Source organism: Paenibacillus sp. RC334, assembly GCF_030034735.1.
In the GTDB taxonomy this organism is placed as follows: domain Bacteria; phylum Bacillota; class Bacilli; order Paenibacillales; family Paenibacillaceae; genus Paenibacillus; species Paenibacillus terrae_A.
In genome coordinates this window covers 3,167,163-3,193,608 of record NZ_CP125370.1, presented here as the reverse complement: position 1 = coordinate 3,193,608, position 26,446 = coordinate 3,167,163, and the positions used below count along the sequence as shown (strand labels likewise).

Genomic DNA, 26,446 nt, shown 5'->3' with positions numbered 1-26,446 from the left:
ATAGTAGGTAACCATAGGATTTTGCGAAATCCTCACCAAAATAAGGGAGATGGATCTACGTGAGTGAAGTACGGGAGAAAGTGTCGGCGGATTTCATTAATGAGGCAGAGATTATGGCAGCGGTGGAGCAGGGAAAGCAGGAAGCAACAGATCGAAACCGTATTTTAGACATTTTGGAGAAGGGAAGAGCTTGCCGGGGATTGAGTGCGACTGAAGCGGCGGCTCTTTTGCATGTGGATGATCCTGAACTGCTGGAGGAAATGTTTAGATCCTCACGGGCGGTGAAAGAGCAGATTTACGGCAATCGGATTGTACTGTTTGCCCCCCTATATGTAAGTAACCACTGTGTCAATAACTGCGAATACTGCGGCTATAAGCATACCAATGACAGCTTTACCCGCAGCCGTTTGACACCGGAGGAACTGGTCGAGGAGGTCAGAGTGCTTCAGGAGTTGGGGCATAAGCGCCTCGTACTGGAAGCGGGGGAAGATCCGCTCAATTGTCCGATTGATTATATCGTAGATTGTCTGCGTCAGATTTATGAGGTTAAAGTGGACAATGGCAGCATACGCCGAATCAACGTCAATATTGCTTCCACAACCGAAGAAGACTATCGGAAGCTGGCAGAGGTAGGAATTGGTACGTATATTTTGTTCCAGGAAACGTATCATCGCGAAAGCTACCGCAAATATCATCTTCAAGGGCCAAAACGGAATTATGACTGGCACACGACTGCCATGGACCGCGCTATGCGAGCAGGGATAGACGATGTGGGTATTGGTGTGCTGTATGGTTTATACGATTTCCGTTATGAGACGATAGCTATGCTTAAGCATGCTGAGCATCTGGAGGAAGTGTTTGGCTGTGGTCCTCACACGGTTTCGGTTCCACGGTTACGTCCGGCTGAAAATGTGGATCTGGAGCGCTATCCGTATTTGGTCAACGACGAGGATTTTATGAAAATTGTGTCCGTTCTCCGACTGGCTGTGCCTTATGCAGGTATGATTTTGTCTACACGTGAAGAACCGGAATACAGAGACCGTGTTATTGGTCTGGGTGTGTCACAAATTAGTGCAGGTTCAGCTACGGGTGTAGGGGCTTATGCAAAACAGGATACGGAAGATAAACCCCAGTTCGAGGTCGGGGATCATCGTTCGCCGGTGGAAATCATCAAAAGTCTGTGTCGTGGCGGATATATGCCAAGCTATTGCACAGCCTGCTATCGCGAAGGAAGAACCGGAGATCGGTTCATGGAGCTGGCCAAATCAGGCCAGATTCACAACGTATGCCAGCCCAATTCGCTGCTGACCTTTCAGGAGTACCTGTTGGATTATGGAGATGAAGAGGCACGTGAGCTGGGAGCTGCCGCCCTGCGTGATAATTTGGAGCGTATTCCGCATGAATCGTCACGTCGTTTGACACTGGGAAAGCTGGAACGCTTGGAAGCGGGCGAGCGGGATTTGTATTTTTAGAATATCGATCTTTTCTTTGGAATTTGGCAAATAAAAAGCAGCCGCGTGAGAGTCAGCGCGGCTGCTTTTGCGTGTATGGGGCGGAATTGGTTGCTTCAATGATTCGTCTCATTCAGGAATGGCTGCCAGCACCAACGGCTTGCTCCCATGCCAGCATAGCGGATGGGAAGCATTCGATGGCACGGGGGAAGACCCCCTGCACGAAGGCGATGAAAATACCATAGTTCACAATGGGTACCCCGGCGGCTTCCGTTTCTGCCATCCGGTGCAGCATGGTACGTCGATTGAGCATGCATGCCCCGCAGTGAATAACCAGCGCATATTCGCTTAGATCATCAGGAAAGCTGGAACCGGATGCATGCTCGATGATGAGACGTTTGCCTATCGTTTGACGGAGCCAACGGGGGATTTTCACACGACCGATATCGTCAGACTGACATTGATGCGTACAGGCTTCGGCAATGAGTACGCGGTCGCCATCCTTGAGACGGTCAATGGCTCTTGCACCTCGTACGAGTTCATCAAGGTCACCTTTATGACGGGCGAACAGGATGGAAAAGGAGGTCAGGGGCACATCCTTGGGAGTATCTGCGGCAACCTTCATAAAAGCCTGTGAATCGGTAATGACCAAGCGGGGCTTGCGCCCCAGGCGCTCCAACGTCAGCCGTAGCTCATGCTCTTTAGTCACTACGGCAATGGCATCGCTCTCCAATGTATCGCGGATCGTCTGCTGCTGTGGCAGAATCAGTCGGCCCTTTGGCGCAGCTTTGTCGATTGGAACGACCAGCACGACAAAATCGCCGGGCGATAGCAGGTCACCGACGATACGGAAACGATCCTCGTTTTGCGGAAGGGCATCCATGATGGCCTTTTTCACTTCCGCGTCTCCCCATTGCTTAGAGGCACTGAAAGGAATCAGGGATAAATCCAGTTCAGCCCCCAGCGTTGCGGTTATTTTCTCTGTTTCTGCAAGGATGTCCGTCTTGTTTAATACACCAATGACGGGAATCTTCTTGGCACGCAGCTTTTCGAGTAATCCATGTTCGAATGCGCTAACCCCAGTAGTAGCATCGATGATTAGCAGCGCCAGATCCGTGCTATTTAATATTTCTAGCGTTTTGTTGCGGCGCAGTGCTCCGATCTCACCCTCATCGTCCAGTCCGGCGGTATCCACCAGAACAATGGGGCCAACAGGGAGCAGCTCCATCGGCTTGAAAACGGGGTCCGTGGTCGTTCCTCCTACGGGAGATACCACGGCGGCGGGCTGGCCGGTCAGGGTGTTCAGAATGCTGGATTTGCCAGCGTTACGGCGACCGAGCAGGGTGATGTGCGGTCGGTTGCTACGGGGAGTATCATTCATTCCCATCGTGAATTCCTTCTTCCTGCCCCGGAATACCGGGCTTGGTTACTGTATAGGGATGGCACAATTGCTCAATGCGCGAGCGTGTCAGCAAATCGCGTTCTTCGGTAATATCCTCCGGTGTGCGGCCCTGCGCAATGGCTGCTGAGGCAATGGAGGCAGCTTCATCATAGCCAAGCTCCGCGACCAGCGCAGAAGCCATCACAGCGGAGTTACGCAGATTAGCTGAACAGCGGTCCTCGCATACGATCAGACCGCGTACACATCGTTCATCGAACAGCCGAACCGCGCCGTCCAGAATATGTAGCGATGCCAGCAGCGATTCGGCAATCAGCGGCAGGAACGCGTTTAGCTCTAGCTGCCCGGAGGCAGCCGCCATAGTAATCGCTGCATCTTCGGCTATCACGCGCAACGCCGTTAGTCCGGCCAGTTCAGCCATCACCGGATTAACCTTGCCAGGCATAATGGATGATCCGGCCTGAACTGGAGGTAGAGTGAACTCGCCAATACCGCCGAGAGGACCAGAGGCCAGCAGGCGAAAATCGCCTGATATTTTGAACAGGTTCACAGCAGCGGATTTGAGCAGACCAGATACCTCCACAAAGACATCCATATTCTGAATCGGGTCCATCGGGTGGTCACTTCGGCATAGCCCAAAGCCAGTCTCGTCCGCCAGTTTCTCAACCATCCGATAGCTGTAAGCACGAGGCGCATTCATGCCTGTGCCGATCGCCGTACCACCAATAGGGATTTCCCGCAGCCGTTCCTCGGCTTTGTAGAGACGCCAGCGGTCACGTGCCACGGCCTTTGCGTAAGCACCAAAGCCTTGCCCCGCCATCATGGGCAGGGCATCCATTAGCTGTGTGCGACCTAGCTTGAGCAGATCGGCATATTCCGTTTCTTTGTGCTGTAAAGACTCTTGTAACGAAGCCATCGCGTCACATAAAGGACGAAGCAGTCGAATGGCAGCAATTCGTAATGCTGTCGGATAAACATCGTTCGTGGACTGACAGCAGTTCACATCATCCAGAGGATGTACTAGCTCATACTGTCCGGGTTTTCCACCAAGCCGCATAATCGCCAAATTAGCAATGACCTCGTTGACGTTCATGTTGGTGCTGGTACCTGCACCGCCTTGCAGGGCATCGACTGTGAACATATCCAGAAGCCGCCCGGCGAGCAATTCATCGCAGGCGTCTATAATTACAGCCGCCTGGTGGGGAGGGAGTCGATTTTGCTCACAGTTCACCTGAGCGGCTGCTTTCTTCACCAGTACTAGCGCGTGAATCAGTTTTTGATTTACAGGTCTGCCGCTGACCGCAAAGTTGTTCATTGCACGTGCGGTATGAATGCCGTAACAGGCATTGGCGGGAATCTCCATTTCCCCTAGCGCATCCCGCTCGGTTCGCGTATCCTTTTGCAGAGGAAAGGCTTCAGTCATGTCATAGACCCGTTGCCGGAATGCGCGTCATATGCAGTAATTGGCGTGCGCTCGCAGCACGTTTTTCCTCAATACGGGCGTGAACCAGATCAGGCTCAACCAGCTTGAGGGCACGTGTTGGGCATTTTCCAATGCAGGCGGGACCACCCTCTACACCTTCACACAGATCACATTTGCTGGCAATCATTCGCTCTTTGGGTTGCAAACGTCCTGACACATTGCTGTACAGTCCATCCTGTACTACAGGCCGCCCGTCCCGATATTCAGGTACCATGGTAATAGCGCCGTATGGGCAGGCGATCATACAGGTTTTACAGCCTATGCAGCTCTCGCTGTTAATGAGAATGCAGCCGTCCGCGTTCGTAATGGAACCGTTCGGACAAGCGTTGGCGCAGGGGGCATCCTCACAGTGACGGCATTGGACAGGGGCAGTGACCCCAATAGATTTGATGACCTTTAGACGCGGATGAAAATGAAACTCATCATCCGGCGAGATAAAAGGGTTACCTGCTGAATGTGCGATGACACATGCGATTTCACAGGTACGACAACCGATACACTGATCGGGATCAGCTAAAACAAAGCGGTTCATACAACTCGACTCCTTTCTAACTAACGACAAAATACAATGGGTACAGTATGAAAAAGTTTAAAAATGCAATTTGTTGGTGCAGAACATGATGAGCATAGGATGAACACAGATAAGACTCAGCAGCTTCTTTTTAAGCATGGAGAGGCAGGATGCCGCAATGGTTCACCCTTTTAACTTAACGTGCTAATGAATGGAGCTACCTGTCTCTTTAGCGGGAGCATCACAGCTACGACTTTGCTTGCCTGGTCCGCGCTTTTGGAAGGTCGTGTGCAGCAGATGATGCGAAACATGACCAAGCGGCTCACCTAAAAATTCATCGTACAGCTTAATAATGTGAGGGTTTTCATGTGATTTTCGCACCTGAAGCCCCGCATCATGTCCATAAATAGAGGATTTGCGTGCCCGGTAAGCTTCAATCCGGTGTTTTTCCAGCATGAGCTTGGGTTGACCGCCTCCGCTAATACATCCGGCAGGACAGCCCATTACCTCAATAAAATGATAATCACATTCGCCTGCCTGCACACGATCCAGCAGCCCATAGGCATGTTGCAGCCCCGCGACGACCGCTACCTTGAGTTCCAGCTCACCCACCTGAACCTCAGCGACTCGAATGCCTTCCTCACCGCGTACAAAATCCAGTTGGAGCTTCGGTAGCTTTTCATTCGTCAGCAGCTCGTAGCCTGTACGGATGGCGGCTTCCATAACGCCTCCGGTTACACCAAAAATGGACCCTGCTCCTGAATAACGTCCTAGCGGTGAATCGAATTCTTCATCTGGCAGATTCATAAAATCAATGCCGCTTTTCTTGATCCAGTATGCCAGTTCACGCGTTGTCAGTACCTCATCCACGTCACGGTACCCGTCGGATTCCATTTCAGGACGATCACATTCGAATTGCTTGCAGGTACAAGGCATGATTGCGACGCTATAAATGTTCGCAGGTTCCACCTCGTCCAGTTGGGCACCATAGGTTTTGACCAGCGAGCCTAGCATTTGCATAGGGGATTTGCAGCTGGATAGATGGTCCAAAAGATCGGGATATTCAATCTCGGCGAATCGAACCCATGCCGGACAGCAGGAGGTAAACATCGGTAGCGGCCCACCTTCGGTTACACGACGAATCAGCTCGGTGCCTTCCTCCATAATGGTGACATCAGCTCCAAAGTTGGTGTCATATACCCGATCAAAGCCAAGACGGCGCAGGGCCGCAGCCATTTTACCTGGTGTGAGCGTGCCAAATGGCATACCAAATTCCTCTGCGATTGAAACGCGAATGGCTGGAGCACATTGGACGATCCGAAACTGTCCCGGTTTCGTCATCATGTCGGTTACCTTATTCAGGCTACCGCTATAATAGGCAGCGAATAGCGGTTCTCCGATGTCAGCAGGCATATCGCGCTCACGCAAGCGCTCCTGTCGTCTGCTGGCGGCTTCCTGTGGGGATGAACCTGCCCAATCGGATGCGTATACGCTGCATATTTGTACACATTGGCCACAGATCACGCAGCGGTCTGCGTTCACGGTTTGCGGCTCTCCGGGCTGTCCTTCTATGGCATCTACCGGACAAACCCCTGCACAGCGTCTGCACCCGGTACACATACTGGGATCAATATGAATAATGGGGTTGGTGTAATCCGTCGTCTCCATACAAGGAGCCGAAGAGGCATTGTTAGTTGTTATGGACATCTTTTTTCTACCTTTCTGCGGCTGATTTTGGCCTTACAGGCGAGGGAAGAAGACTTCCCGCCGACGCTCGGGAAGCGGATCGGACTCGACTATAGCCAGCCGTAGTACATCGTTTGGACAGGCTTCTACACAGGCAGGCTGTCCTCCGTTTGTGTCTGCGCAGAGGTCGCATTTGCCTGCGGCAGTCCGGGGGAGAGCCTTGTGAGCGGCACGATCAGTCAAGCCGGGCTGCGTCATGACGCGTCCTTCCCGGTAGACGGTAGATACCTCAATGGCCCCGAAGGGACAGGCCAAAACACAAGAGGTACAGCTGATGCACAGCTCCTCATCAATCATAACCACACCGTTCTCCTGTCGAATGGCCTGAACCGGACAGGCATGTGCGCAGGGCGCATTCTCACAATGCCGGCATTGCACAGGCACATACGTATCCCCGGCGCGTACAACATACACCTTAGGTACGACAGGCACGCTGACGGTTCCGACCGAAGCGCCTATGCCGTTAGTTTGACTGTGAACGGCGAAGCACGCCAGCTCGCAGGCTTTGCAGCCGATACAGTGCCCGGCATCTGCGACCACAAAGGAAGAGGCGACAGCGCTTGTTCTATCGGCTGCTCCCATTCTACTCATCGGACGACTCAGCGCGTTTCGTGTCCCGCTCATCTCGTCACCTTATCCGCCAAAACAGCTTCCTGGACGTTCATCTGTCTGCGAATCCGTTGGTACGATTCATGTACATCACGCTCGGCCTGTGTTTGGTCGGCGATCCGTTCCAGCCGAATGGCGCAGTATTTTAATTCCGGGGTCTTAGATACCGGATCGAGAAAATCAGCGGTCAGCTCGTTACATGCTCCAACCCACCAGTGATAGGTCATATAGGTCGCGCCTTGTTGCACACGGTCACTAATCTGCGCTCGTGCCATAATGCGTCCACGACGGGAGGATATGGCGACAATTTCGCCATCGAGAATATTCAGATCGATTCCATCTTCCGGACTAATTTGTATAAAGCCCGGTTCATCAGCTAACTGGCGCAGCGCACGGCAGTTACCGGTCATGGTGCGTACGGAATAATGCCCCACTTCACGGACTGTAGATAAGACAAGCGGGAATTTCGCATCCGGCTGTTCTTGCGGCGGACGCCATTCGCAGGCAAATAATCGGCCTTTGCCATTAGGAGTGGAAAATTGATTACCTTTGTACAAATACGGTGTGCCTGGATGATCCTCTGTAGGGCAGGGCCACTGTACGCCACCTTGTTCCTCCATTTTTTGGTAGCTGGCACCAGCGAATAACGGGCAGAGGCTACGCATTTCATCCCAAATTTCCTCTGTGTTTGCATAGGACATAGGGTAGCCCATGGCGGTAGAAACTTCGCTAATAATGGCCCAGTCCGGCTTTACGTCACCTTGTGGCTCGACCGCTTTGCGAATGCGCTGAAAGCCGCGGTCTGCCGAGGAATACACACCATCATGTTCGCCCCAGGAGGTAGAAGGGAGGATGACATCGGCGTGCAGCGCCGTTTTATTCATGAAAATATCCTGCACCACGACAAATTCCAATTGGTCTAGCGCTTCACGTAACTCGGCGGCGTTCGGATCGCTTTGTACAGGGTCCTCGCCGAAAATATAATAAGCTTTCAGCTTGTTCTCCTTCAGGATGAGGTGTGGCACCTCCGTAAGGGGATATCCTTTTTTACGCGGCAGCTCAACACCGTATGCTTTTTCAAACTTTTTGCGAACCGTGCTATCCGTTACTTCCTGATAACCAGGATATACATTCGGCAATGCGCCCATGTCGCAGGAGCCCTGGACATTGTTTTGCCCCCGCACAGGCCCAATCCCCACATTCGGCTTGCCCAGATTTCCGGTCAACAGTGCAAGAGAAGCGAGTCCCTTTACCACGTCAACGGCCTGTGAAAATTGACATACGCCCATTCCATACAGAATTGTAGCGGTAGGGGCCTTTGCATATTCCCTCATAGCTGCTCGAATGTCAGCCGCCTTGACCCCCGTAATGCCTTCTGCATATTCAGGCGTATATTTTTTAATGCTTTCTACGTATTCGGCAAAGCCTTCTGTGTTTGCTTCCACATATCGTTTGTCGTACAGTCCTTCATGTACAAGCACATGACCAAAAGCATTCACCAAAGCCATGTTCGAACCGCCTTTTAGAGGTAGCCACATATCTGAAATGCGTCCAGTTTCAGTCATGCGCGGATCGCATACAATAATTTTGGCACCTTTTTGCTTGGCAGCTACAATGCGTCTTGCGACGATCGGATGTGTTTCGGGTGCATTATACCCAAACACGAAAATAAGATCAGAGTGTTCAATTTCTGGAATTGAGTTGGACATGGCTCCGTCCCCGAGTGAGTATGTCAAACCAGCCACAGAAGGGCCATGGCATACACGAGCGCAATGGTCAATATTGTTCGTGCCAATGACCGCCCGCATGAACTTTTGCATGACATAATTCGCTTCGTTTCCCGGACCACGTGCGGAGCCTGTTCCCATAATGGAATCTGGTCCGTATTTTTCCTTGATTGCTAAAAGGCGTTCAGCGGTATACTGGATGGCTTCTTCCCACTCCACTTCCTCCATGACTCCATTTTTTCGAATCAGGGGCTTGCGCAAGCGTGCGGTTAGAATTTGCGGGTCATTCAGAAAATCCCATCCATAATGTCCTTTCAGACACAATGTTCCTTCGTTTGTACGACCACCAGCCGGCTCTGCGCCAATTACCTGTCCCTTGTCCACCAGCAAATGAAGCTGACAACCGCTTCCGCAGTAGGGACATACGGTCAATACCTTGTCTGCCATGTGTGCAGCACCTCTTTTTATATGAAATAGATGAAGCTCGTAACATGAAAAAAAGCCAATACAAAAATGCCGCTTCACGCTGCATCCTGTACTGGCTTATCCGCAGGCGAGGAGACAAGCTCCTTCCCGCTAATCCAACCGGTGTATGTGTTGTAATTCAAGAGTAATGATAATATGTCCGTCTCCATGGACGGAGGGGTAGACTTCCCAAGTGTAAGTGAAGGGACTGCCAAGTGTTTTTTCAGCTTCGCTCATAAATTCCTTTTCCAGATAAGGACGAAGGACGTTCCAATATTCTTTGACCTTTTCGCCAGCCCCTTCATGAACCAAAATTTCGGAGAGATTGGACAAGGTGCCCCAAATTTCTACCGTAATCCGGAGCGGCGAATCCAGTGAAACCTTGACATTGTCCGGTCCTTTTCCTCGGTAATGCTTGACAATGCATACGGCCAGCTTCCTGATGCGCTCACGGTATTCCCATTCGATATTCAACATCTGGACACTCCGCTTCGAATCAAAATAAAAGCGTGCTTGCCGCACATGCCAGACAGCCTGTGTAGCTGATTTACAGCAGAACGCACCCGTCCCGCCCAAAGTGGTCTGCCCAGCACGGCGTATCACTCTTCTATGGTAGAACAGGTTGACCCGGAAAGATGTGAAATTCATTACACTAAGCCATAATTTTACATAGATGAGGTTGGAGTGGACTTGATTGGAGGTTAGTGAGGTCAATCGAATGACTTTAGTTTGCGGCCAGCATATATGAAAAAGCCCTCTTAAACGGAGGGCTTTTACTCTTTTATAAAGGTGGGATGACTGATCGTTATCCCATTTTTATCGTAATTTACTTTTTTTCCATTACAGCAAAGTAATTTTCTTCATTGTCTGCAAAGTTAAATACTCTGCCGGAAGGCATATTTACAATTTCTCCGACTTTGACATTTTTATTGGATAAGTCGCCATGTAATTGATCGAGATTTTCCGAAAAAAACATTAAAGAAGGTGTACCGAGATTTAATTCAGGTGACATTTTAGCAACGAATTCCTTATTATGGAGAATGATACTTGTTTCTTCACCCTTTTCAGGAGCAATTTCAATCCATCTCATTCCTTGACCATTATTTTCTTCTGAAATTACATTAAATCCTACTTTTCCTGTCCAAAAATCCAGTGACTCATCTTGGTTATTTACATACAACATAATTTGACCGACTTTACTAATCATTGATTTTTCACTCCTTTGTATAAGTAATTACCCAACTCGATGATCCTAATCCTTACTATAGGCACAAGTTTCTTTACTGAACCAGACGCCAATATTACTACTATAGACAGAGCTGACTTGTGGTATGATTCCCCCATTGTCATTCACAAAACTAATCTTGTGGTCTATTTAGTGTTTTTTCTTTTTCAAATATTGTCTGTTCATATCTTGCAATTTTATAATCCATGCGTTCCAACACGTTCTTCATGTCTTCCATTCTTGTTATGAGCTGCTTACGTTGCTCGATTAGGAGTTCTTTTCTAGCATCCATGGTTTCATCACCCTGTTGAAACAACCCAACATACTCAATCAAAATTTCAACTGGAAGACCTACGGCTCGCATACATTTGATGTATTCAACCCACCTGCAGTCTTCTTCCGTATAATCCCTGATTCCGCTTTTATTGCGGTTCACACGTGGAATAAGTCCGATGCGTTCATAATAGCGGAGTGTATCCTGTGATAGATCAAATTTTTTACTTACTTCTGCTATCAACATGCAGATTTCACCTCCCGATTTTAGCACAAGAACGCCCCAAGTAAATGGATAGGGCGTTCTTGTCGTTTCTTATATCAAAACTGTCATCGCATCAAAATTTACTGGGCTCCAATTACCGGATGAGGAACATACGGCTCTTCCAGCAACGCAATTTCTTCAGGTGTTAACGTAATCGAGAGCGCAGCTACCGCATCTTCGAGATGAGACGTTTTCGTAGCACCGATAATGGGAGCTGTTACCGGTTCTTTCTGCAGCAACCAGGCAAGTGCGATTTGGACACGGGGAACTCCACGTTGTTCTGCGATTGCCGCAACCTGATCCACGATCAATCGATCGGTATGTGCAGTCGCATCATATTTAGATTTCGCAACTTGATCGGTTTCGGAACGATGTGTTGTTTCCTGCGCATCACGCGTCAATCTTCCTCCTGCAAGAGGGCTGTATGGAACCACACCGATTTTTTCTTCCTTACAAAGCGGCAGCATCTCCCGCTCCTCTTCACGATATAAGAGGTTTAAATGATTCTGCATCGATACAAACCGGGTCCATCCATTTTTCTCAGCTACATGTAACGCCTTCAGAAATTGCCATGCGTACATGGCAGAAGCACCAATATATCTTGCCTTCCCGGCCTTCACAACATCATGTAATGCTTCCATCGTCTCTTCGATGGGAGTATTATAATCCCAGCGGTGAATTTGGTACAGATCCACATAATCTGTTCCCAGTCTCTTAAGGCTTTTATCTATTTCACTCATGATTGCCTTTCGGGAAAGTCCCGCACCGTTTGGACCTTGATGCATACGGAAATGAACCTTCGTCGCGAGGACAATTTCATCTCGATTCGCATAATCCTTTAAAGCCCGCCCAACAATTTCCTCGCTTGTTCCGTCTGAATATACATTCGCAGTATCAAAAAAATTGATACCAAGCTCCAGGGCTTTTTTTATAATTGGACGACTGCGTTCTTCATCAAGTATCCAAGGATGAATCCACCGCTCTGCAACACCAAAGCCCATACAGCCAAGACAAAGCCGGGATACATCCAAGCCGGTATTTCCAAGTTTCACATATTCCATTTGATTGTTCCTCACTTTCCTAGGTATTGTTTCCTTCAAATGTAGCTTACTCCGATTACTCTTCACCTACTTACATCCGATATTATTACATTTGGAGTTAACTCCAAGTCAAGCGATTTTTTTACTACGCAGTGCATTGAAAATCGGCCGATCTGTTGACGAAATGGTCTACGAACCCAGAAGTTAACATCGTATTTTTGCTGGCAACTATTTTCTCGGTACAAGTTATTATGCTGATGGAAAAAAGGTAAGGTTTATAGTGAAATAGTAAAAGCTCTGCTGACCTTAATGGGTCGGCAGAGCTTTTTGTTTAGTCAGTTCTATAGCGATCTTCGAAGTATTTGATAAAATCAATTACACTGTCGTACTGATTCTCAGAAAAAAATTTAATATTATCTTTGAGACACCAAAATATCCAATTGAGGATATTCAGAATTCATACTTTTGTACAATCGGATATAATAAGAATTTCGACCGACATTGTAGTAATCGGTTAATGAGAGATTACCTAAAGACAGGTCTTCCGCCCATTTACTCTGATCTCTTCCTCGTGGTCGCTCCGTTTCAACGGGTGCACCGTATGCCAATTGCATTTTAGAACTAATTTTAAAGAAACGATCTATATAGTTTTGCATGTTACTAAATTTTTCAGGAAATAAAATCTGTCCGTCAATCAGTTTAGTGCTGTTTTTATTCTTCCCGGATAGGATATAAGTGTAAACTGCTTTGTACCCGTTGTATTCACCTTTGTAGTCCAAATAAGTATAGTACATATTACTCATGCCGTAATCATCCAATTCAGTGACAGCATTGATGAGAGGCAGTGTCTCGGACCTTTTAATTTGCTGAACTGTCATACCCCATACAGCATTTCTAAAATCTTTCCCTTGCAATTCTGGGGGAATGTTTTGGTTTTTACTAGGTGCAGCTCCAATCCAGGCGTACTGTTCTGTAGGGTTACTGCCAAATGGTTTCCTGAGCGCTTGCGAAATTGCGCGCATAGGAAGGTAAGTTACTCCATTGTATGATTTAGAGCTAATAGGCATACGAATTTCTTTTCCGTTGATATAAATATTTTTAGCACCAATCACAAAGGTAATCGAATTATTCGAATTTGTTATTTTTACACGATCAGGAATATCGGGATCTACAGCAGCTGTATAGCCTAATTTTTTTAACAACGGGACAACTGGAACCATAAGGGTGTTACTTTCAATGCGAGGGGCAGATTGAAGTGTCACAATCTTTCCATCCAAAAAAATACGATAATTCGACGGATTCGCATGTATTGTTGGAATCGTTCCAAAATAGACAACAAAAATTAACAATAAAGTAAGAAGGCGCTTCATAATAATCTCCTCTTTTAATATTTCAGGATTTTGCAAACTCCCATTTTACAAGTAGTCTATCAGACCTAGGAATATTTTTCTATCTGTAAATTTCTTGAACAGAACATATGTTCTGTTTATGATTTGTACACGTTGTTACCTCAATAAACACAAGCAGAGCAGATGTGAAGTAAAGCTGTCTCGTTGGGAAATGTTCATGGCGTATTTATACCAATATCTATCCCATGTTGCCTTAACCCGCCTTATAGCCTTAACCTATCACTTCTATAGATATCATATCTTGGATCAATCAAGCATGCCGTGGTATATTGTTGACATCCAAGAGAAAGCCGTACAGACTTCTCTACAATAGGTTCGAAAAACACAGGGGTGAATTATGATGAGCAAAAAGACCATGTTCGAGAAAATTTGGGATAACCATGTCATCTATCAGGAAGAGGGAAAGCCGAGTATTTTGTACATTGACCTTCATCTAGTACATGAGGTGACCTCGCCGCAGGCGTTTGAGGGGCTTCGTCTGAGCGGACGCAAGGTGCGTCGTCCAGAGCTTACGTTTGCGACGATGGATCATAACGTACCGACGAAGGATCGTTACAATATTACGGACCCGATTTCCAAGCAGCAGATTGATACTTTGACTCAAAATTGCCGTGATTTCGGTGTCACACTGTATGATCTGGATACGATTGATCAAGGTGTCGTTCACGTTATGGGGCCGGAGCTCGGTCTGACTCACCCGGGTAAAACAATTGTTTGTGGTGACAGTCACACCTCCACACATGGCGCGTTCGGAGCGCTCGCTTTTGGTATCGGAACCAGCGAAGTAGAGCACGTAATGGCAACGCAATGTCTCCAGCAAGCTAAAGCAAAAACAATGGAAGTCCGCTTTGTGGGCCGCCGCAAGCCGGGTGTGACAGCAAAGGATATGATTTTGGGTGTCATCGCCAAATACGGCACGGATTTCGCTACCGGTTATGTTATTGAGTATACAGGTGAATCCATCCGCAAATTGAGCATGGAAGAGCGCATGACCGTGTGCAACATGTCCATTGAAGGCGGAGCCAGAGCGGGTATGATTGCGCCGGATGAAACAACCTTTAACTACTTGCGTGGACGTCAACATGTAGCGCAAGGAGCTGCTTTCGAGCAGGCGGTTGCTGAGTGGAAAGAGCTTGTTACAGATGAAGGCGCTGAGTTTGATGTCGTGCTAGAGTTTGATGTGGATGCTTTGATTCCACAAGTAACCTGGGGGACTAGCCCGGGCATGGGTACAGATATCTCTGCCACAGTACCGATTCCGGCAGAATTGCCGACAGAAAACGAACGTAAAGCTGCTGAAAAAGCGCTTGAATATATGGATTTGAAGCCAGGCACACCGATCACGGATATTGCGATTGATTATGTGTTTATCGGTTCATGCACAAACGGGCGGATTGAAGACTTGCGCGCTGCTGCCGAGGTTGCCAAGGGCTACCAGGTATCTGACAAAGTAACGGCAATCGTCGTACCGGGCTCAGGACGTGTGAAAATTCAGGCCGAGGAAGAAGGACTGGACGTCATTTTCAAGGAAGCAGGATTTGAGTGGCGTGAAGCGGGATGCAGTATGTGTCTTGCCATGAATCCGGATGTACTTCAACCGGGACAGCGCTGTGCGTCGACTTCTAACCGTAACTTTGAAGGTCGTCAAGGACGTGGAGGGCGTACTCACCTCGTATCTCCGGCAATGGCAGCCGCTGCGGCGATTCATGGACATTTTGTCGATGTACGGGACTGGAAGTTCAAGCAGGAAGCAGTAGTCCACTAGGATACGGAGGAGGAATTTACAATGGAAGCATTCACAACTTTAAAAGGGATTGTAGCACCTGTGGATCGGGTGAACGTAGATACAGATGCTATTATCCCCAAGCAGTTTTTGAAACGAATCGAGCGCACAGGTTTTGGACAGTTTCTGTTTTACGAGTGGCGTTTTGATGAGGAAGGAAATATAAATCCTGATTTTGAACCGAATAAACCTCGCTATGCAGGAGCATCTGTTCTGATCTCTCGTGCCAACTTTGGCTGCGGCTCCTCCCGTGAGCATGCGCCGTGGGCGATCATGGACTATGGATTTCGCTGCGTAATTGCACCGTCTTATGCGGATATCTTCTATAATAACTGTTTTAAAAATGCTATTTTACCGATCAAGTTGTCTGAGGAGCAAGTAGAGGATTTGTTTCAACGCACAGCGAAGCATGATAACTACCAATTGAACGTAGACCTGAACGAAAAAACAATTACCGACGATTATGGTCTGCATATTGATTTTGATCTGGATGAGCATCGCCGTCAATTTTTGCTGCAAGGTTTGGATGACATTGGCTTGACGCTCCAGCATGAGGCTGAAATTCTGGCTTATGAACAGAAGCGTGCTGCGAAGCAAGGCGCATAATTCCAGCTCAGTATGAGTTTGTAGCGATAAAGTGAACTGGTTTGTTGGACAAAAAGCCCGTACTGGCAATCCTTTTGCCTGCGGGCTTTTGTCATGTTCATAAGATAAATTGGTAAATAAGGGGTTGACGGTTCGACTCAGCATGGTATGGTAAATGTAAAATGCCTGAAGGACTATGCCTATGCAGTAGCACAAAAAAATACATATCTAAGTTAGGGGAATGAGGATGAAGAAATATAGTTGGTTGATACTGGCGGCTATCTTAATTTGGTTGTGGCCGTCCTCCTCTCATGTGAATGCGGCTGGAGCAGAGTTGTTTTTAGATGGAAAAAGGATAGAAGCGCCCGCAGATGCCAAGCCTGAGATGGTCAATGGAAAAGTCATGGTTCCGCTTCGAGTGGTTGGTGAACAACTTGGATATCAATTTAAATGGGAACCACAAGCCTATAAAATCTCAATCCAAAAAAACAGCACGGATATGTCCATGTATGTGGGCCGTACATCGGCTGATGTGAATGGACAAACGGTCAATTTGGACGCACCTCCTGTGCTGCGTGGCAACTCCACCATGGTTCCGTTACGTTTTGTCGGGGAGCAAATGGGGCTGAAGGTAGATTGGAATAATAAAAATAAATCCGTAAATCTCAGTCAAAAGGTGACAGACCAGCAGACAGAAAAACAGTCTCCATCCCAAAAAACATCACAAACGCAGACACAGATCACGAGTACACAAAAAACGTCTTCGTCAACAACAACGACTACAAAGCTGACTGGATCAGACAAGCTTACACAGGACGAACTCGCATCATCCAAGCAGCAGGATACAGAACAGCTACAAGCAAATACACTACTAGTACAAAACATTACCTTTCAAGATGAGGCATTACAGATTTCATTGAACAGGGATGTAACGCCCAAAGTGACCAAGATGACGGGACCTGATCGCATTGTTGTAGATCTGGCAGAAGCTGTGCTTACGTCGGAAATTTCTCAGCAGTTTCCGCTTCGTAGCGATGGATTACGAGTGCTGACGAATATTGACAGCGAGGATGTGCAGGAAGTCAGGTTTGCTCCCGCCGATGGACAAAAGGGCGGCGTCCGCATTGTAATTGCTTTAAACCAGGTACGTGATTACGAGCTTTCAACTAACGGCACAGGTGAAATCACACTCTTGCGTGAACGCAGTGTTGATCAGGCTGTGACACCAACCAACAGCGGCGGACGGAAAATAGTCGTCATTGATCCAGGGCATGGTGGCAGAGATCCCGGAGCAGGCAGTATCACTGGAAGACATGAAAAGGAGTTTGCACTGGCTGTAGGGTTAAAGGTCAAGCAGCTCTTGCAAAACGATCCTGATATTCAGGTAGTCATGACCCGGGATGGAGATACGTATCCTACACTGGATGAACGCCCCCAGCTTGCAAACGATCAGAATGCAAGCGTATTTGTTTCGATCCATGGAAACAGTATGCTCCCCTCCAATAAAGGAAAAGCCAACGGTTCTGAAACCTACTATGCACGTCAGGGAAGTCTGGGGCTAGCAACGACGATGCATAAGCATCTTGTGGCAGCAACCGGATTTAAGGATAACGGGATTAAGGTGGCGAATCATATCGTGACGAGAAAGGCCCAAATGCCAGCCGTGTTGCTGGAATGTGGCTACCTTAGCAATCTGTCTGATGAAGCAGCCATGTTCTCGGAAGAAACACAGGAAAGGATTGCGGAAGGGATTGTGGACGGTCTAAAGGAATATCTGGGGACTGTGACGGTCAACGACACGAGTGATTCTATCAACTCATAATTTTGAAAATTTTAAATGAGATCGTATGAAACTCATCCCAAAGCTGCTTTTTATCCCTATCCATGTTTAGGGAGAAAGCAGCTTTTTTTTGTAATCCGATCAATGACCTTAGCCGCAAAGCGAATGAACTATATTTTTAGCTAAAATTCGACAAAACTAGTTCTTTGGCACGTATATTTCTGTTATGATGGAATATATTCGCAACTTTTGGTGTGGAATAACGTCTAAAAGGTTGTCTGATATTACATAAGCGCGTATATCAGGTCGCCGCACCGGAGCATGTGGCAAAAAAATTATGAATGGAAGGGTGACGAATGAAGAAATTTGGTTTTTTGTTGTTATTATTTGTCTTCATGTGGGCGGTTCCGGGTTATGGACATGCGGCTTCGAGTGGAACACAAATCTATCTCGACGATCAACAGTTAAGTGTCCCGAGCGGTGCTAAGGCACAAGTGATTGGTGGAAGTACAATGGTTCCGCTACGCGTAATTTCTGAAAATTTAGGTTATGACGTGACATGGAAGCAGCAGGCGCGAACCATAACGATTGAGAAGGACAGTACCTCGATCCGAATGATAATCGGAAGCAAGACGGCGACTGTCAATGGAAGCGACATTAGTCTGGATGCTTCGCCTCTGCTGCGTTCCAATTATGCCCTTGTACCGCTTCGCTTTATCGGCGAGCAAATGGGACTGGACGTAAAATGGGACAGTAGCTCCAAGTCCGTAAAATTATATACCCGCAGCAGCGGGTCGGGAAACGGGGAATTTACTCCTCCTAAATCCGGGAATAGCAGCACAGATACTGGAAGTGTAACTTTACCAACGAATAATGCCAGTTCAGGTGTAATGCAGGTACAGGGAATCAGTTTCAGTCAAAACCGCTTAACCATTACGACTACGGGTGCAGTGAAGCCAAAAGCATTTACAATGACTGCCCCTGATCGAGTAGTTGTGGATTTGCCGGCTACGGCTTTTGCTGACAACTTTGGGGCCCAGCAAAAGCTGGACAGCAGCCAGAATGGTTCACTGGATATTCAGGATGAAGCGGATGTATCCGGTATCCGTTATGCTTTATTCCAAAAGGAACCTTCAACGGTTCGTGTTGTTATTGATCTGAAGCATGTCATGAATTATACCGCATACAATGACGGCTCGAGTCGTGTTATCGTCGATCTGGCATCGAAGGATTCAGTGAATACAACACCTGACGCTACCTTACCAGATGGTTCACAGCCGGATGGTACACAGACCTCACCAGTTAACAGCAATGGCAAAAAAGTCGTTGTTATTGATGCCGGTCATGGAGCGAAGGATTCCGGAGCCGTTGGGATTTCTAGAAAAAATTACGAAAAGACCTTCAACTTGGCTATGGCTCTGAAGGTAGAAAGCATTTTGAAGCAGAACCCTAATCTTGAGGTTGTGTTGACACGCAGCGATGATACGTTTTTGGAGCTTAAACAACGCGTAAAAGTGGCTGAAAATCTCAATGCCAACGTATTCGTGTCCATTCACGCCAACAGCAGCGGCAGCTCGGCTTCCAACGGTACAGAGACGTATTACCAGCGTAGTGCAAGCAAAGCGTTCGCGGACGTCATGCATAAGTACTTTGCACCAGCGACAGGTTTAACAGACCGGGGCATTCGTTATGGCAATTTCCATGTCATTCGGGAAACGACGATGCCTGCTGTTTTGCTTGAGGTAGGATATCTCAGTAATGCGAAAGAGGAAGCCACACTGTTTGATGAAGATTTCCAAAACCGGGTAGCTCAAGGGATTGCAGATGGCATCACAGAGTATCTTGGTGTAAAATAAATCTTCAACAAATCGCTTGCCAACGTCAAGCAAGGAGGGGGACATATGAACAAGAAAATCGTAATCGCAGGTCTGCTGGCACTGTTTGCTATTGCAGGTGCAGGCTGCGCCTCCAAGGAGACAGCCGCTCCTGCTGCTCCATCTCAGGAAACAAAAACGTCTGCGGCGCAAAATAGCACATTAGAACAAACGATCCCTGATTCATCGACTCAGTCTGCTGAAAATAACGGAGCGAGTCAAACACCTGCATCCTCGTCAACCGAGCCTACAAACACCAAGACGGATACGGTAAAATCAGGAGACCGCCAAACTCAACAGATCACGGTGTACTACACCGATACACAAGAGACAGGTTTGAAGGAACAGAAAAAGGAAATTACCTACCCAAGCGAGCTGGAAAAATTCCAAAAGGCGTTTGAAGCTCTGCAAAAGAGTGGGAATTCTACTCTGATACCGTTATGGTCCGAGAAAATTTCCGTGCATAAAATCAAATTGGACAATGGAGCATTGACGTTTGATATTTCCCTGCCGGACGAGGCTCGTCTGGGTGCAGGCGGCGAGGAATTGGCTATTGACGCTTTGAAGAAAACGATGTTCCAGTTCAAGGAAGTCAAAACGCTGGATTTGCTCGTAGATGGTCAATCCCTGGAATCCTTAATGGGACATGTAGACCTGGATCATCCGATGAACCGTTAACAGATCAGACTGTATGAAAATTTCTTGGGAATTACACACTTTTCTCGTGCAATCTGTGACAGTTAATGTTAATATAGGAGTGTATTTCTCGCCTATGCAGGCAGTCATGCACAAATAGTATTCGTTTCTTTTCGGATGATTATTTAGAGTGACCGTCTTGATGCGGGCTATCCCGTATCAAGACGTTTTTTTTGGTAGGAGGTAGGATTCCGTGAATGCAGCAACCGCACGTCATATATTGGACACCATCGGTACGATGTTTCCGGATGCCCATTGTGAGTTGAACCATGACAATGCTTTTGAATTAACGATTGCTGTGTTATTGTCTGCTCAATGCTCCGATCAGATGGTGAATAAAGTAACGGCAGACCTGTTTCAAAAATACAAGACACCCGAGGATTATTTGGCTGTTCCCATTGAAGAACTGGAGCAGGATATCCGCAGAATCGGCTTGTACCGGAACAAGGCTAAGCATATTCAAAACCTGTGCCGTTTATTGATAGACCAGTACGGCGGAGAAATACCGTCTGAGCATGATGAGTTGGTCAAGCTTCCCGGTGTTGGGCGCAAGACGGCTAATGTCGTTGTGTCCACCGCTTTTAATGTACCAGCTATTGCGGTAGATACGCATGTAGAGCGTGTTTCCAAACGACTGGGCTTTGCGGGATGGGACGATTCAGTGCTAGAGGTGGAAAAAAAGCTGATGAAAAGGGTACCTAGGGACGAATGGTCCTTGACCCATCACAGGCTCATTTTTTTCGGCCGCTATCACTGCAAAGCGCAAAACCCTCAATGTCAGGTATGTCCGTTGCTCGATGTATGCAGGGAAGGCAAGAAACGTATGAAAACGTCCCTGATCAGGAAAGATAAGGAACGTAGAGCTTAAAGACCCCGCAGAGATTACGAGGGTTTAACCATTTAAGTGTAGAAAAGGATGAAGAGTATGAAATGCATTTCGGTATATACAGACAATTTTGAGGCTTTTTCCGATATTTTTGAGCAAATCGTAACATCGGAGTTTGCTGAAAACGAAGAGCGCGAGCTTGAAGGAATCACAGTTAGCCATTCTGGTGATGTACCTGAGTATTATCTGGAGCGTATGTCTCAAAAGCCGGAAGTAGTCGTAATGAAGGACAAATCCCGCGGAATTACAATTTTGCAGCATGGTCAAGTATTCGAAATTTTGCTGCCAGTGCTTGAGACGGCAACAAATTAAGTTCAATTAGCGGACATGCTTGCATGCTCCGCCGTAAGCGGCTCGGCTGGTCTAACCAGCCTCGGGGCGCATGGTGTATAACTTACAGAGGAGTTATTCTTAAATGAGCATTTATGATTATTCAGCCGTTGCAATGAACGGTAAGGAAATCTCCCTTAGTGATTTTAAAGATAAAGTGGTATTAATTGTAAATACAGCCAGCCAGTGCGGTTTTACATTTCAATATCAGGATTTGCAGCGTTTGTATGATCACTATAAGGATAGAGGTTTGGTGATTCTCGGCTTTCCGTGTAATCAGTTTGCCGATCAGGAGCCGGATTCCAATGACAGCGTGCATGCATTTTGTACCCTGAATTATGGCGTTGCGTTCCCCATGTTCCAAAAGGTGGATGTACGTGATAAGCAGGCTCACCCGTTGTTTACATATCTTTCTTCGTCGTTGCCCCTTTGAGGGCTTTGATGAAACGCATTCGGTTGCCAAAATACTTATTCCTTTAATTCATGAGCGTCATCCTGAATACTTAGCTGGAGATTCGATCAAATGGAATTTTACAAAATTCCTGATTGATCGGAACGGGAAAGTGGTCAAACGCTTTGAGGCGACGACGGATCCCCTGGATATGGAAGAGGATATTGAAGCTTTGCTGTAAAGATCAGTTTTGGACAGAATGAGATGAACTTATTGGTACTATTGATAAAAAGGCGGTTTCCCAAAGTCATGTACATGGCGGGGAGCGCCTTTTTTTAACATCTTTTTTAATTCAGGATTTTGCAAAATTCGATTCCAGTCGCTCCAAGGTGCAATATATAGACGAATAAAATCATTTTCGATCTATATATTGCTGGTTACACGTCGCTTTGTGGATTTTTGCAAAAACCTGAACTGTGATGATTCTCACAGCGCCTAAGGAATGCTACAATAAAGCTATTTGAGGTAGTTAAGGGACAAGGAGTGGAACTATAGCTTATGATGCAAACGATTACAGGGAATGCTCGGGAAGAAATGAATACGATAGAACAGTTACGGAATTTTTTGCGCACAGCCGGGGATGAGGAAGGAGCGAAAGCCGTAGCTGACTTGCTGGAGAAGGCGGATGCAGAGGAACTGACCATTGCATTTTGCGGGCATTTTTCCGCTGGGAAATCGAGCTTGATCAACAGTCTGTGCGGCAAAACAGTGCTGCCTTCCGGGCCGGTTCCTACGAGCGCTAATGTGGTGTCCATCCGTTACGGACGTTCGAGAGCGCTAATTCATCCGGCCAAAACATCAGAAAACCCGGAGCCGGAGGTGCTGGAAACCTCTCTGTCCGAGCTGGCTGAATATTGTAAAAATGGCGGAGCTTACGAATCGGTTCAGGTATGGGAGGATGTCCCGATGTTAGCTGGCGGAGGGGTACTGCTGGATACACCTGGTGTCGATTCTACGGACCACGGCCATGCGCTGGCGACACATTCTGCTTTGCACTGGGCGGATATTGTTTTTTATGTGATGGATTATAACCATATTCAATCGGAAAATAACTTGTCCTTTGCCAAAAGTCTGTCGGATTGGGGCAAGCCGTTATATTTGATTATTAACCAAATAGATAAGCATCGAGAGCGAGAGCTTTCATTTACACGTTATCGTAGTGAGGTGGAGGCTAGCTTTCATGCTTGGCAGGTTCATTACACGGATATACTGTTCACCTCCTTGAAAGAGCAAAACCATCCTTGGAACCAATGGAAAGAGCTGCCGTTGCTAATCAAAGCACTGTTGGAGCGAAAAACAGAGCTATTGTCGTACAGTTTGGTTTCCTCCATGCGCCATTTGGCGGATCAACATGTGGAGGCTGTACAGGCTGCGGAGGAAGAGGAACTGAACACGTTGCTGGAAGAGGCAGGCGGGGAGGAAGCCATTTCGCGTCTGGATATGGAGCTGGAAGTTTTGCAGCAAGAGGATGAACGCTGGCTGATGCTGGCGGAGCAGGAGCATAAACGGCTGCGGCAAGAGTTGGATCATGTACTGGAGCATGCCCATTTGACACCTGCGGAGCTGCGTGAGGCGGCGGGCGAATATTTGGAGAGCCGCAAGCCGGGCTTCAAGGCCGGGCTATGGTTTGCCGGGGGAAAGACGGAGCGGGAGAAGGAAAACCGTTTAGAACGACTGACTGGTATGCTGGCTGATCAGGTGGAGGGGCAGTTGCTTCCTCATGTTCGAGAGCTGCTGCGTTCCTGGGGGGATGGGCATGGTTTGTGGTCGGCTGCGATGGAGCAGGAGCTGGACGAAATTCGTCCTGTGACGGATCGGAGACTGATTGAGCAGACGGTGAAGGAAACCGCGTTGTCGTCGGAGTATACGCTGAACTATTGCAAGGATCTGCGCAGCGCCGTTACGGCAGATTGCCGCTGCAAGGCGCTGGCGCTGGCAGATCGCATGCTGGCGCAGCTAGCTGCGCAGGCCGAAGCACGCCGCGCGGCGCTTGCGTCCGCGCGCACCGAGCTGCTGGCGCAGGCGGACGCGGCAGGCCGTTATCGCGCCCGCCTAAGCGCCTCGGCTGCGCACGCCACCGTGCTGCGCAGCCTGCTTCCGCAAGCAGCCGCGCCTGACGCGTTGCCCCAGGCGGCCGCGCCAGCGCCTGCGGCGGAAACCACCGCTGCGGCTTCGGCCGCGCCAGCGGGCGCTGCGCGTACTGCCGCCGCTGGCGCACACGCCGCAGCGGCGCAGCCGCTTGCAGGCACGACGGCAGCACAGCCCGCCGCCGGAGGCCGCCGCACGCGGCTGGATGCAGCAGCGTCCCGATTGGAGGCCGCCGCTGCATTGTTGAGCCCGTACCCTGCCATGCAAGCTGCAGTACGGGATTTGCACGCCCGCGCCGCTGCGCTGGAAGGCGGGCGGTTCACGCTGGCGCTGTTCGGAGCGTTCAGCGCCGGGAAGTCCAGCTTCGCCAACGCTTTGCTGGGCGAAGCGGTGTTGCCTGTATCGCCGCATCCGACGACAGCGGCGATTAACCGGATTATGGCGCCCGCAAGCAAGGAGCGCCATGCTACCGCAGACGTCCATATGAAATCAGTGGACGCTTTGCGGGAAGACCTTAAATACTCGTTTCGGCTGTTAGGGCTGGGAGAACCGGGTGCAGAGGGATGGCAGGATACCGTACATGCGTTATCCCCCGAAGGCATTCACCCTGCCGGGCGGCCCCATTACAGCTTTTTGAAGGCTGCCGCCGCTGGATGGGAAGAAGCTGAAAGTTTGCTGGGCCAGCAGCTTCAAGTAAATCTGGAGCAATATCGGGATTTTGTTGCATCCGAGCATAAGTCATGCTTTGTGGAGCATATTGACCTTTATTATGACTGCCCTCTGACCCGTCAGGGGATCGTGCTTGTGGATACGCCTGGAGCGGATTCAGTCAATGCGCGTCACACAGGTGTGACCTTCAATTATATGAAGCATGCGGACGCTCTTGTATTTGTCACGTACTATAATCATGCGTTCACTCAAGGAGACCGTCAATTTTTGAATCAATTGGGCCGGGTGAAAGAGACGTTGGCGCTGGATCAGACCTTTTTCATCGTCAATGCAGCGGACCTCGCTTCGTCCGAAGAAGAGCTACAATCCGTAACCCGGCATGTGCATGAGCAACTGCAAGCGAACGGGATTCGTAAGCCGCGTATTTATCCGCTGTCCAGTATGCTGGCGCTGGAAGCAGCCGAGCAAGGAGAGGCTTCGCTGCGTGCGGCTTCAGGTTTTGATGCGTTTGAAGATGATTTTTCAGCATTTGCAGCCGAAGAGCTGGCCGGATTGTCCATTGCTTCCGCCATGCAGGAGCTGGGGCGGTTGCGAAGCCGGATAGTGCAACACGCCGCAGATGCCAGATATAGCGTGGAGGAACGCGAAGGGCGGTTGGAGCGAATAAACCATATCCGCGAGGGACTGGAGCAAACACTACTGAGCCTGTCTGATAGCAGTGGTGCAGCCGTGTTGTCTGGGGAAACCGATGAACTGCTGTTTCACGTACGTCAACGGCTGGCTTATCGGACTGGAGAGTTTATCGCGGAGGCGTTTCATCCGTCTGTCCTGCGGGAAGGTGTGGGCGATCTTCGTTCAGCATTTGCTTCCTGTGGCCGTGAGCTGATGCGCCTGATCGAACTGGAACTGTCACAAGAATTGCTGGCAACCACGCTGAGGCTGGAAAAAACGGGACAAAGCTTGGTACGCAAGGCTATACAGCGGTGTGTAGAGGACATGAACCATCAGCTGGAAGGACTGGATTGCACGGTTCCTGAACCCAGAGAATGGGCTGTTCCCGAACTGATTGAAATTTCCTTACAGGAGTCCGTCCATTGGAAAGAATATTGGGGCAGCTTTAAAAATCCAAAGCTATTTTTTGAAGGATCTGGCCGTGCGGGTCTGCAAACCAAACTGGAGCCAGTGCTGCGCGAGAGAATCGGGGAAGCTGTAGAGCAACAGCGAGAACGAATGTCCTCTTTTTACATTATGCTGGTACAGGAGGAACAAATGTGGCAGACGACTCAGCTTCGGGAGCAGATGCTGGAGACGATTCGCGGTATGGAGCATGCACTTACGGGTGGTGAGCAGCCACAGGTTTGGGAAGAGCTTGCCAGTCGGATTGTCGCCTTGGAGCAGGAAGAATCGCTAACGTAATTCTTGCCACACATTGCCTAAGTTCATTTTTTCAAATAACCTAATCAGCCGCCTAATAAGCATTCCATCCATAGATTGCGGGCTACCGTCGCTTCATGGACAAGCATATCTTTCATCAGGACACCGGGTTGCGGGACAACCCGGTGTTTTAAGCATGCTTCAAAAAGACAGCAATAACGAGTAATTAGCCATATTCAATGATAAGAAAGCGATTTAATTTGTCTAATCACCCGCCAATTGCGAACCTGCCTGAAAACGGCCAGTTATCCTCTTTGCCCCCTTGGA

The 26,446-nt window shown here is 48.5% G+C and carries 20 protein-coding genes and 1 pseudogene; 10 read left to right on the top strand and 11 right to left on the bottom strand.

The features are described from left to right. The first annotated feature begins 59 nt into the window (after window positions 1-59). Window positions 60-1,472: a [FeFe] hydrogenase H-cluster radical SAM maturase HydG gene (gene hydG, locus QMK20_RS14530; protein ID WP_283652188.1), complete on the top strand. Its 1,413-nt coding sequence runs from the start codon at window positions 60-62 to the stop codon at window positions 1,470-1,472. Window positions 1,473-1,584: 112 nt separating this feature from the next. Here hydG and hydF read toward each other — a convergent pair whose 3' ends face one another. From hydF to QMK20_RS14475, 11 genes are all read right to left on the bottom strand, one after another. Next, window positions 1,585-2,838 carry a [FeFe] hydrogenase H-cluster maturation GTPase HydF gene (gene hydF, locus QMK20_RS14525; RefSeq protein ID WP_283652187.1) on the bottom strand — a complete coding sequence of 418 codons (1,254 nt, stop codon included), beginning with the start codon at window positions 2,836-2,838 and terminating at the stop codon, window positions 1,585-1,587. Further along, window positions 2,825-4,273, bottom strand: a complete 1,449-nt coding sequence (locus QMK20_RS14520; RefSeq protein WP_283652186.1) for an aspartate ammonia-lyase — start codon at window positions 4,271-4,273, stop codon at window positions 2,825-2,827. The genes hydF and QMK20_RS14520 overlap by 14 nt, the downstream gene beginning before the upstream one ends. A gap of 1 nt (window position 4,274) precedes the next feature. After that, complete coding sequence (locus QMK20_RS14515; protein WP_283652185.1) at window positions 4,275-4,865, bottom strand: 4Fe-4S dicluster domain-containing protein; 591 nt, start codon at window positions 4,863-4,865, stop codon at window positions 4,275-4,277. A 183-nt stretch (window positions 4,866-5,048) separates the two neighbouring features. Next, a complete protein-coding gene (locus tag QMK20_RS14510) occupies window positions 5,049-6,551 on the bottom strand; it encodes a [FeFe] hydrogenase, group A (RefSeq protein ID WP_283652184.1) in 1,503 nt (500 codons plus the stop codon). Between the two features lie 33 nt (window positions 6,552-6,584). Then, window positions 6,585-7,214 carry a 4Fe-4S dicluster domain-containing protein gene (locus QMK20_RS14505; protein WP_283652183.1) on the bottom strand — a complete coding sequence of 210 codons (630 nt, stop codon included), beginning with the start codon at window positions 7,212-7,214 and terminating at the stop codon, window positions 6,585-6,587. Beyond that, window positions 7,211-9,373, bottom strand: a complete 2,163-nt coding sequence (fdhF, locus tag QMK20_RS14500; protein WP_283652182.1) for a formate dehydrogenase subunit alpha — start codon at window positions 9,371-9,373, stop codon at window positions 7,211-7,213. Before fdhF ends, QMK20_RS14505 begins: the two co-directional genes overlap by 4 nt. 129 nt (window positions 9,374-9,502) lie before the next feature. Continuing rightward, window positions 9,503-9,994 carry a DUF2294 domain-containing protein gene (locus QMK20_RS14495; RefSeq protein WP_283652181.1) on the bottom strand — a complete coding sequence of 164 codons (492 nt, stop codon included), beginning with the start codon at window positions 9,992-9,994 and terminating at the stop codon, window positions 9,503-9,505. 223 nt (window positions 9,995-10,217) lie between these two features. Then, on the bottom strand, window positions 10,218-10,598 hold the full coding sequence (locus QMK20_RS14490; protein ID WP_283652180.1) for a VOC family protein: 381 nt from the start codon (window positions 10,596-10,598) through the stop codon (window positions 10,218-10,220). A 151-nt stretch (window positions 10,599-10,749) separates the two neighbouring features. After that, window positions 10,750-11,136, bottom strand: a complete 387-nt coding sequence (locus tag QMK20_RS14485; protein ID WP_283652179.1) for a MerR family transcriptional regulator — start codon at window positions 11,134-11,136, stop codon at window positions 10,750-10,752. Between the two features lie 98 nt (window positions 11,137-11,234). Next, on the bottom strand, window positions 11,235-12,215 hold the full coding sequence (locus tag QMK20_RS14480; RefSeq protein WP_044647564.1) for an aldo/keto reductase: 981 nt from the start codon (window positions 12,213-12,215) through the stop codon (window positions 11,235-11,237). Window positions 12,216-12,607: 392 nt separating this feature from the next. After that, on the bottom strand, window positions 12,608-13,600 hold the full coding sequence (locus tag QMK20_RS14475; RefSeq protein WP_283652178.1) for a copper amine oxidase N-terminal domain-containing protein: 993 nt from the start codon (window positions 13,598-13,600) through the stop codon (window positions 12,608-12,610). 343 nt (window positions 13,601-13,943) lie between these two features. Here QMK20_RS14475 and leuC point away from each other — a divergent pair, with 343 nt between their 5' ends. From leuC to QMK20_RS14430, 9 genes and pseudogenes are all read left to right on the top strand, one after another. Beyond that, complete coding sequence (gene leuC / locus QMK20_RS14470) at window positions 13,944-15,368, top strand: 3-isopropylmalate dehydratase large subunit (protein ID WP_283656283.1); 1,425 nt, start codon at window positions 13,944-13,946, stop codon at window positions 15,366-15,368. A gap of 21 nt (window positions 15,369-15,389) precedes the next feature. Further along, entirely contained in the window at window positions 15,390-15,992 is a 603-nt protein-coding gene (gene leuD / locus QMK20_RS14465) for a 3-isopropylmalate dehydratase small subunit (protein WP_283652177.1), read from the top strand. A gap of 226 nt (window positions 15,993-16,218) precedes the next feature. Further along, window positions 16,219-17,793 (top strand): N-acetylmuramoyl-L-alanine amidase family protein, encoded by a 1,575-nt coding sequence (locus QMK20_RS14460; protein WP_283652176.1) that lies wholly within the window; start codon window positions 16,219-16,221, stop codon window positions 17,791-17,793. Between the two features lie 314 nt (window positions 17,794-18,107). Beyond that, window positions 18,108-19,607 (top strand): N-acetylmuramoyl-L-alanine amidase family protein, encoded by a 1,500-nt coding sequence (locus tag QMK20_RS14455; protein WP_283652175.1) that lies wholly within the window; start codon window positions 18,108-18,110, stop codon window positions 19,605-19,607. 45 nt (window positions 19,608-19,652) lie between these two features. Continuing rightward, window positions 19,653-20,303 carry a GerMN domain-containing protein gene (locus QMK20_RS14450; RefSeq protein ID WP_283652174.1) on the top strand — a complete coding sequence of 217 codons (651 nt, stop codon included), beginning with the start codon at window positions 19,653-19,655 and terminating at the stop codon, window positions 20,301-20,303. A gap of 211 nt (window positions 20,304-20,514) precedes the next feature. Continuing rightward, window positions 20,515-21,189: an endonuclease III gene (gene nth, locus QMK20_RS14445; protein WP_283652173.1), complete on the top strand. Its 675-nt coding sequence runs from the start codon at window positions 20,515-20,517 to the stop codon at window positions 21,187-21,189. A 57-nt stretch (window positions 21,190-21,246) separates the two neighbouring features. Beyond that, entirely contained in the window at window positions 21,247-21,519 is a 273-nt protein-coding gene (locus QMK20_RS14440) for an NAD/NADP transhydrogenase alpha subunit (RefSeq protein WP_283652172.1), read from the top strand. Window positions 21,520-21,622: 103 nt separating this feature from the next. Further along, window positions 21,623-22,169: pseudogene (locus QMK20_RS14435) on the top strand (glutathione peroxidase). A 317-nt stretch (window positions 22,170-22,486) separates the two neighbouring features. Further along, on the top strand, window positions 22,487-26,161 hold the full coding sequence (locus QMK20_RS14430; protein ID WP_283652171.1) for a dynamin family protein: 3,675 nt from the start codon (window positions 22,487-22,489) through the stop codon (window positions 26,159-26,161). Window positions 26,162-26,446 lie beyond the last annotated feature (285 nt).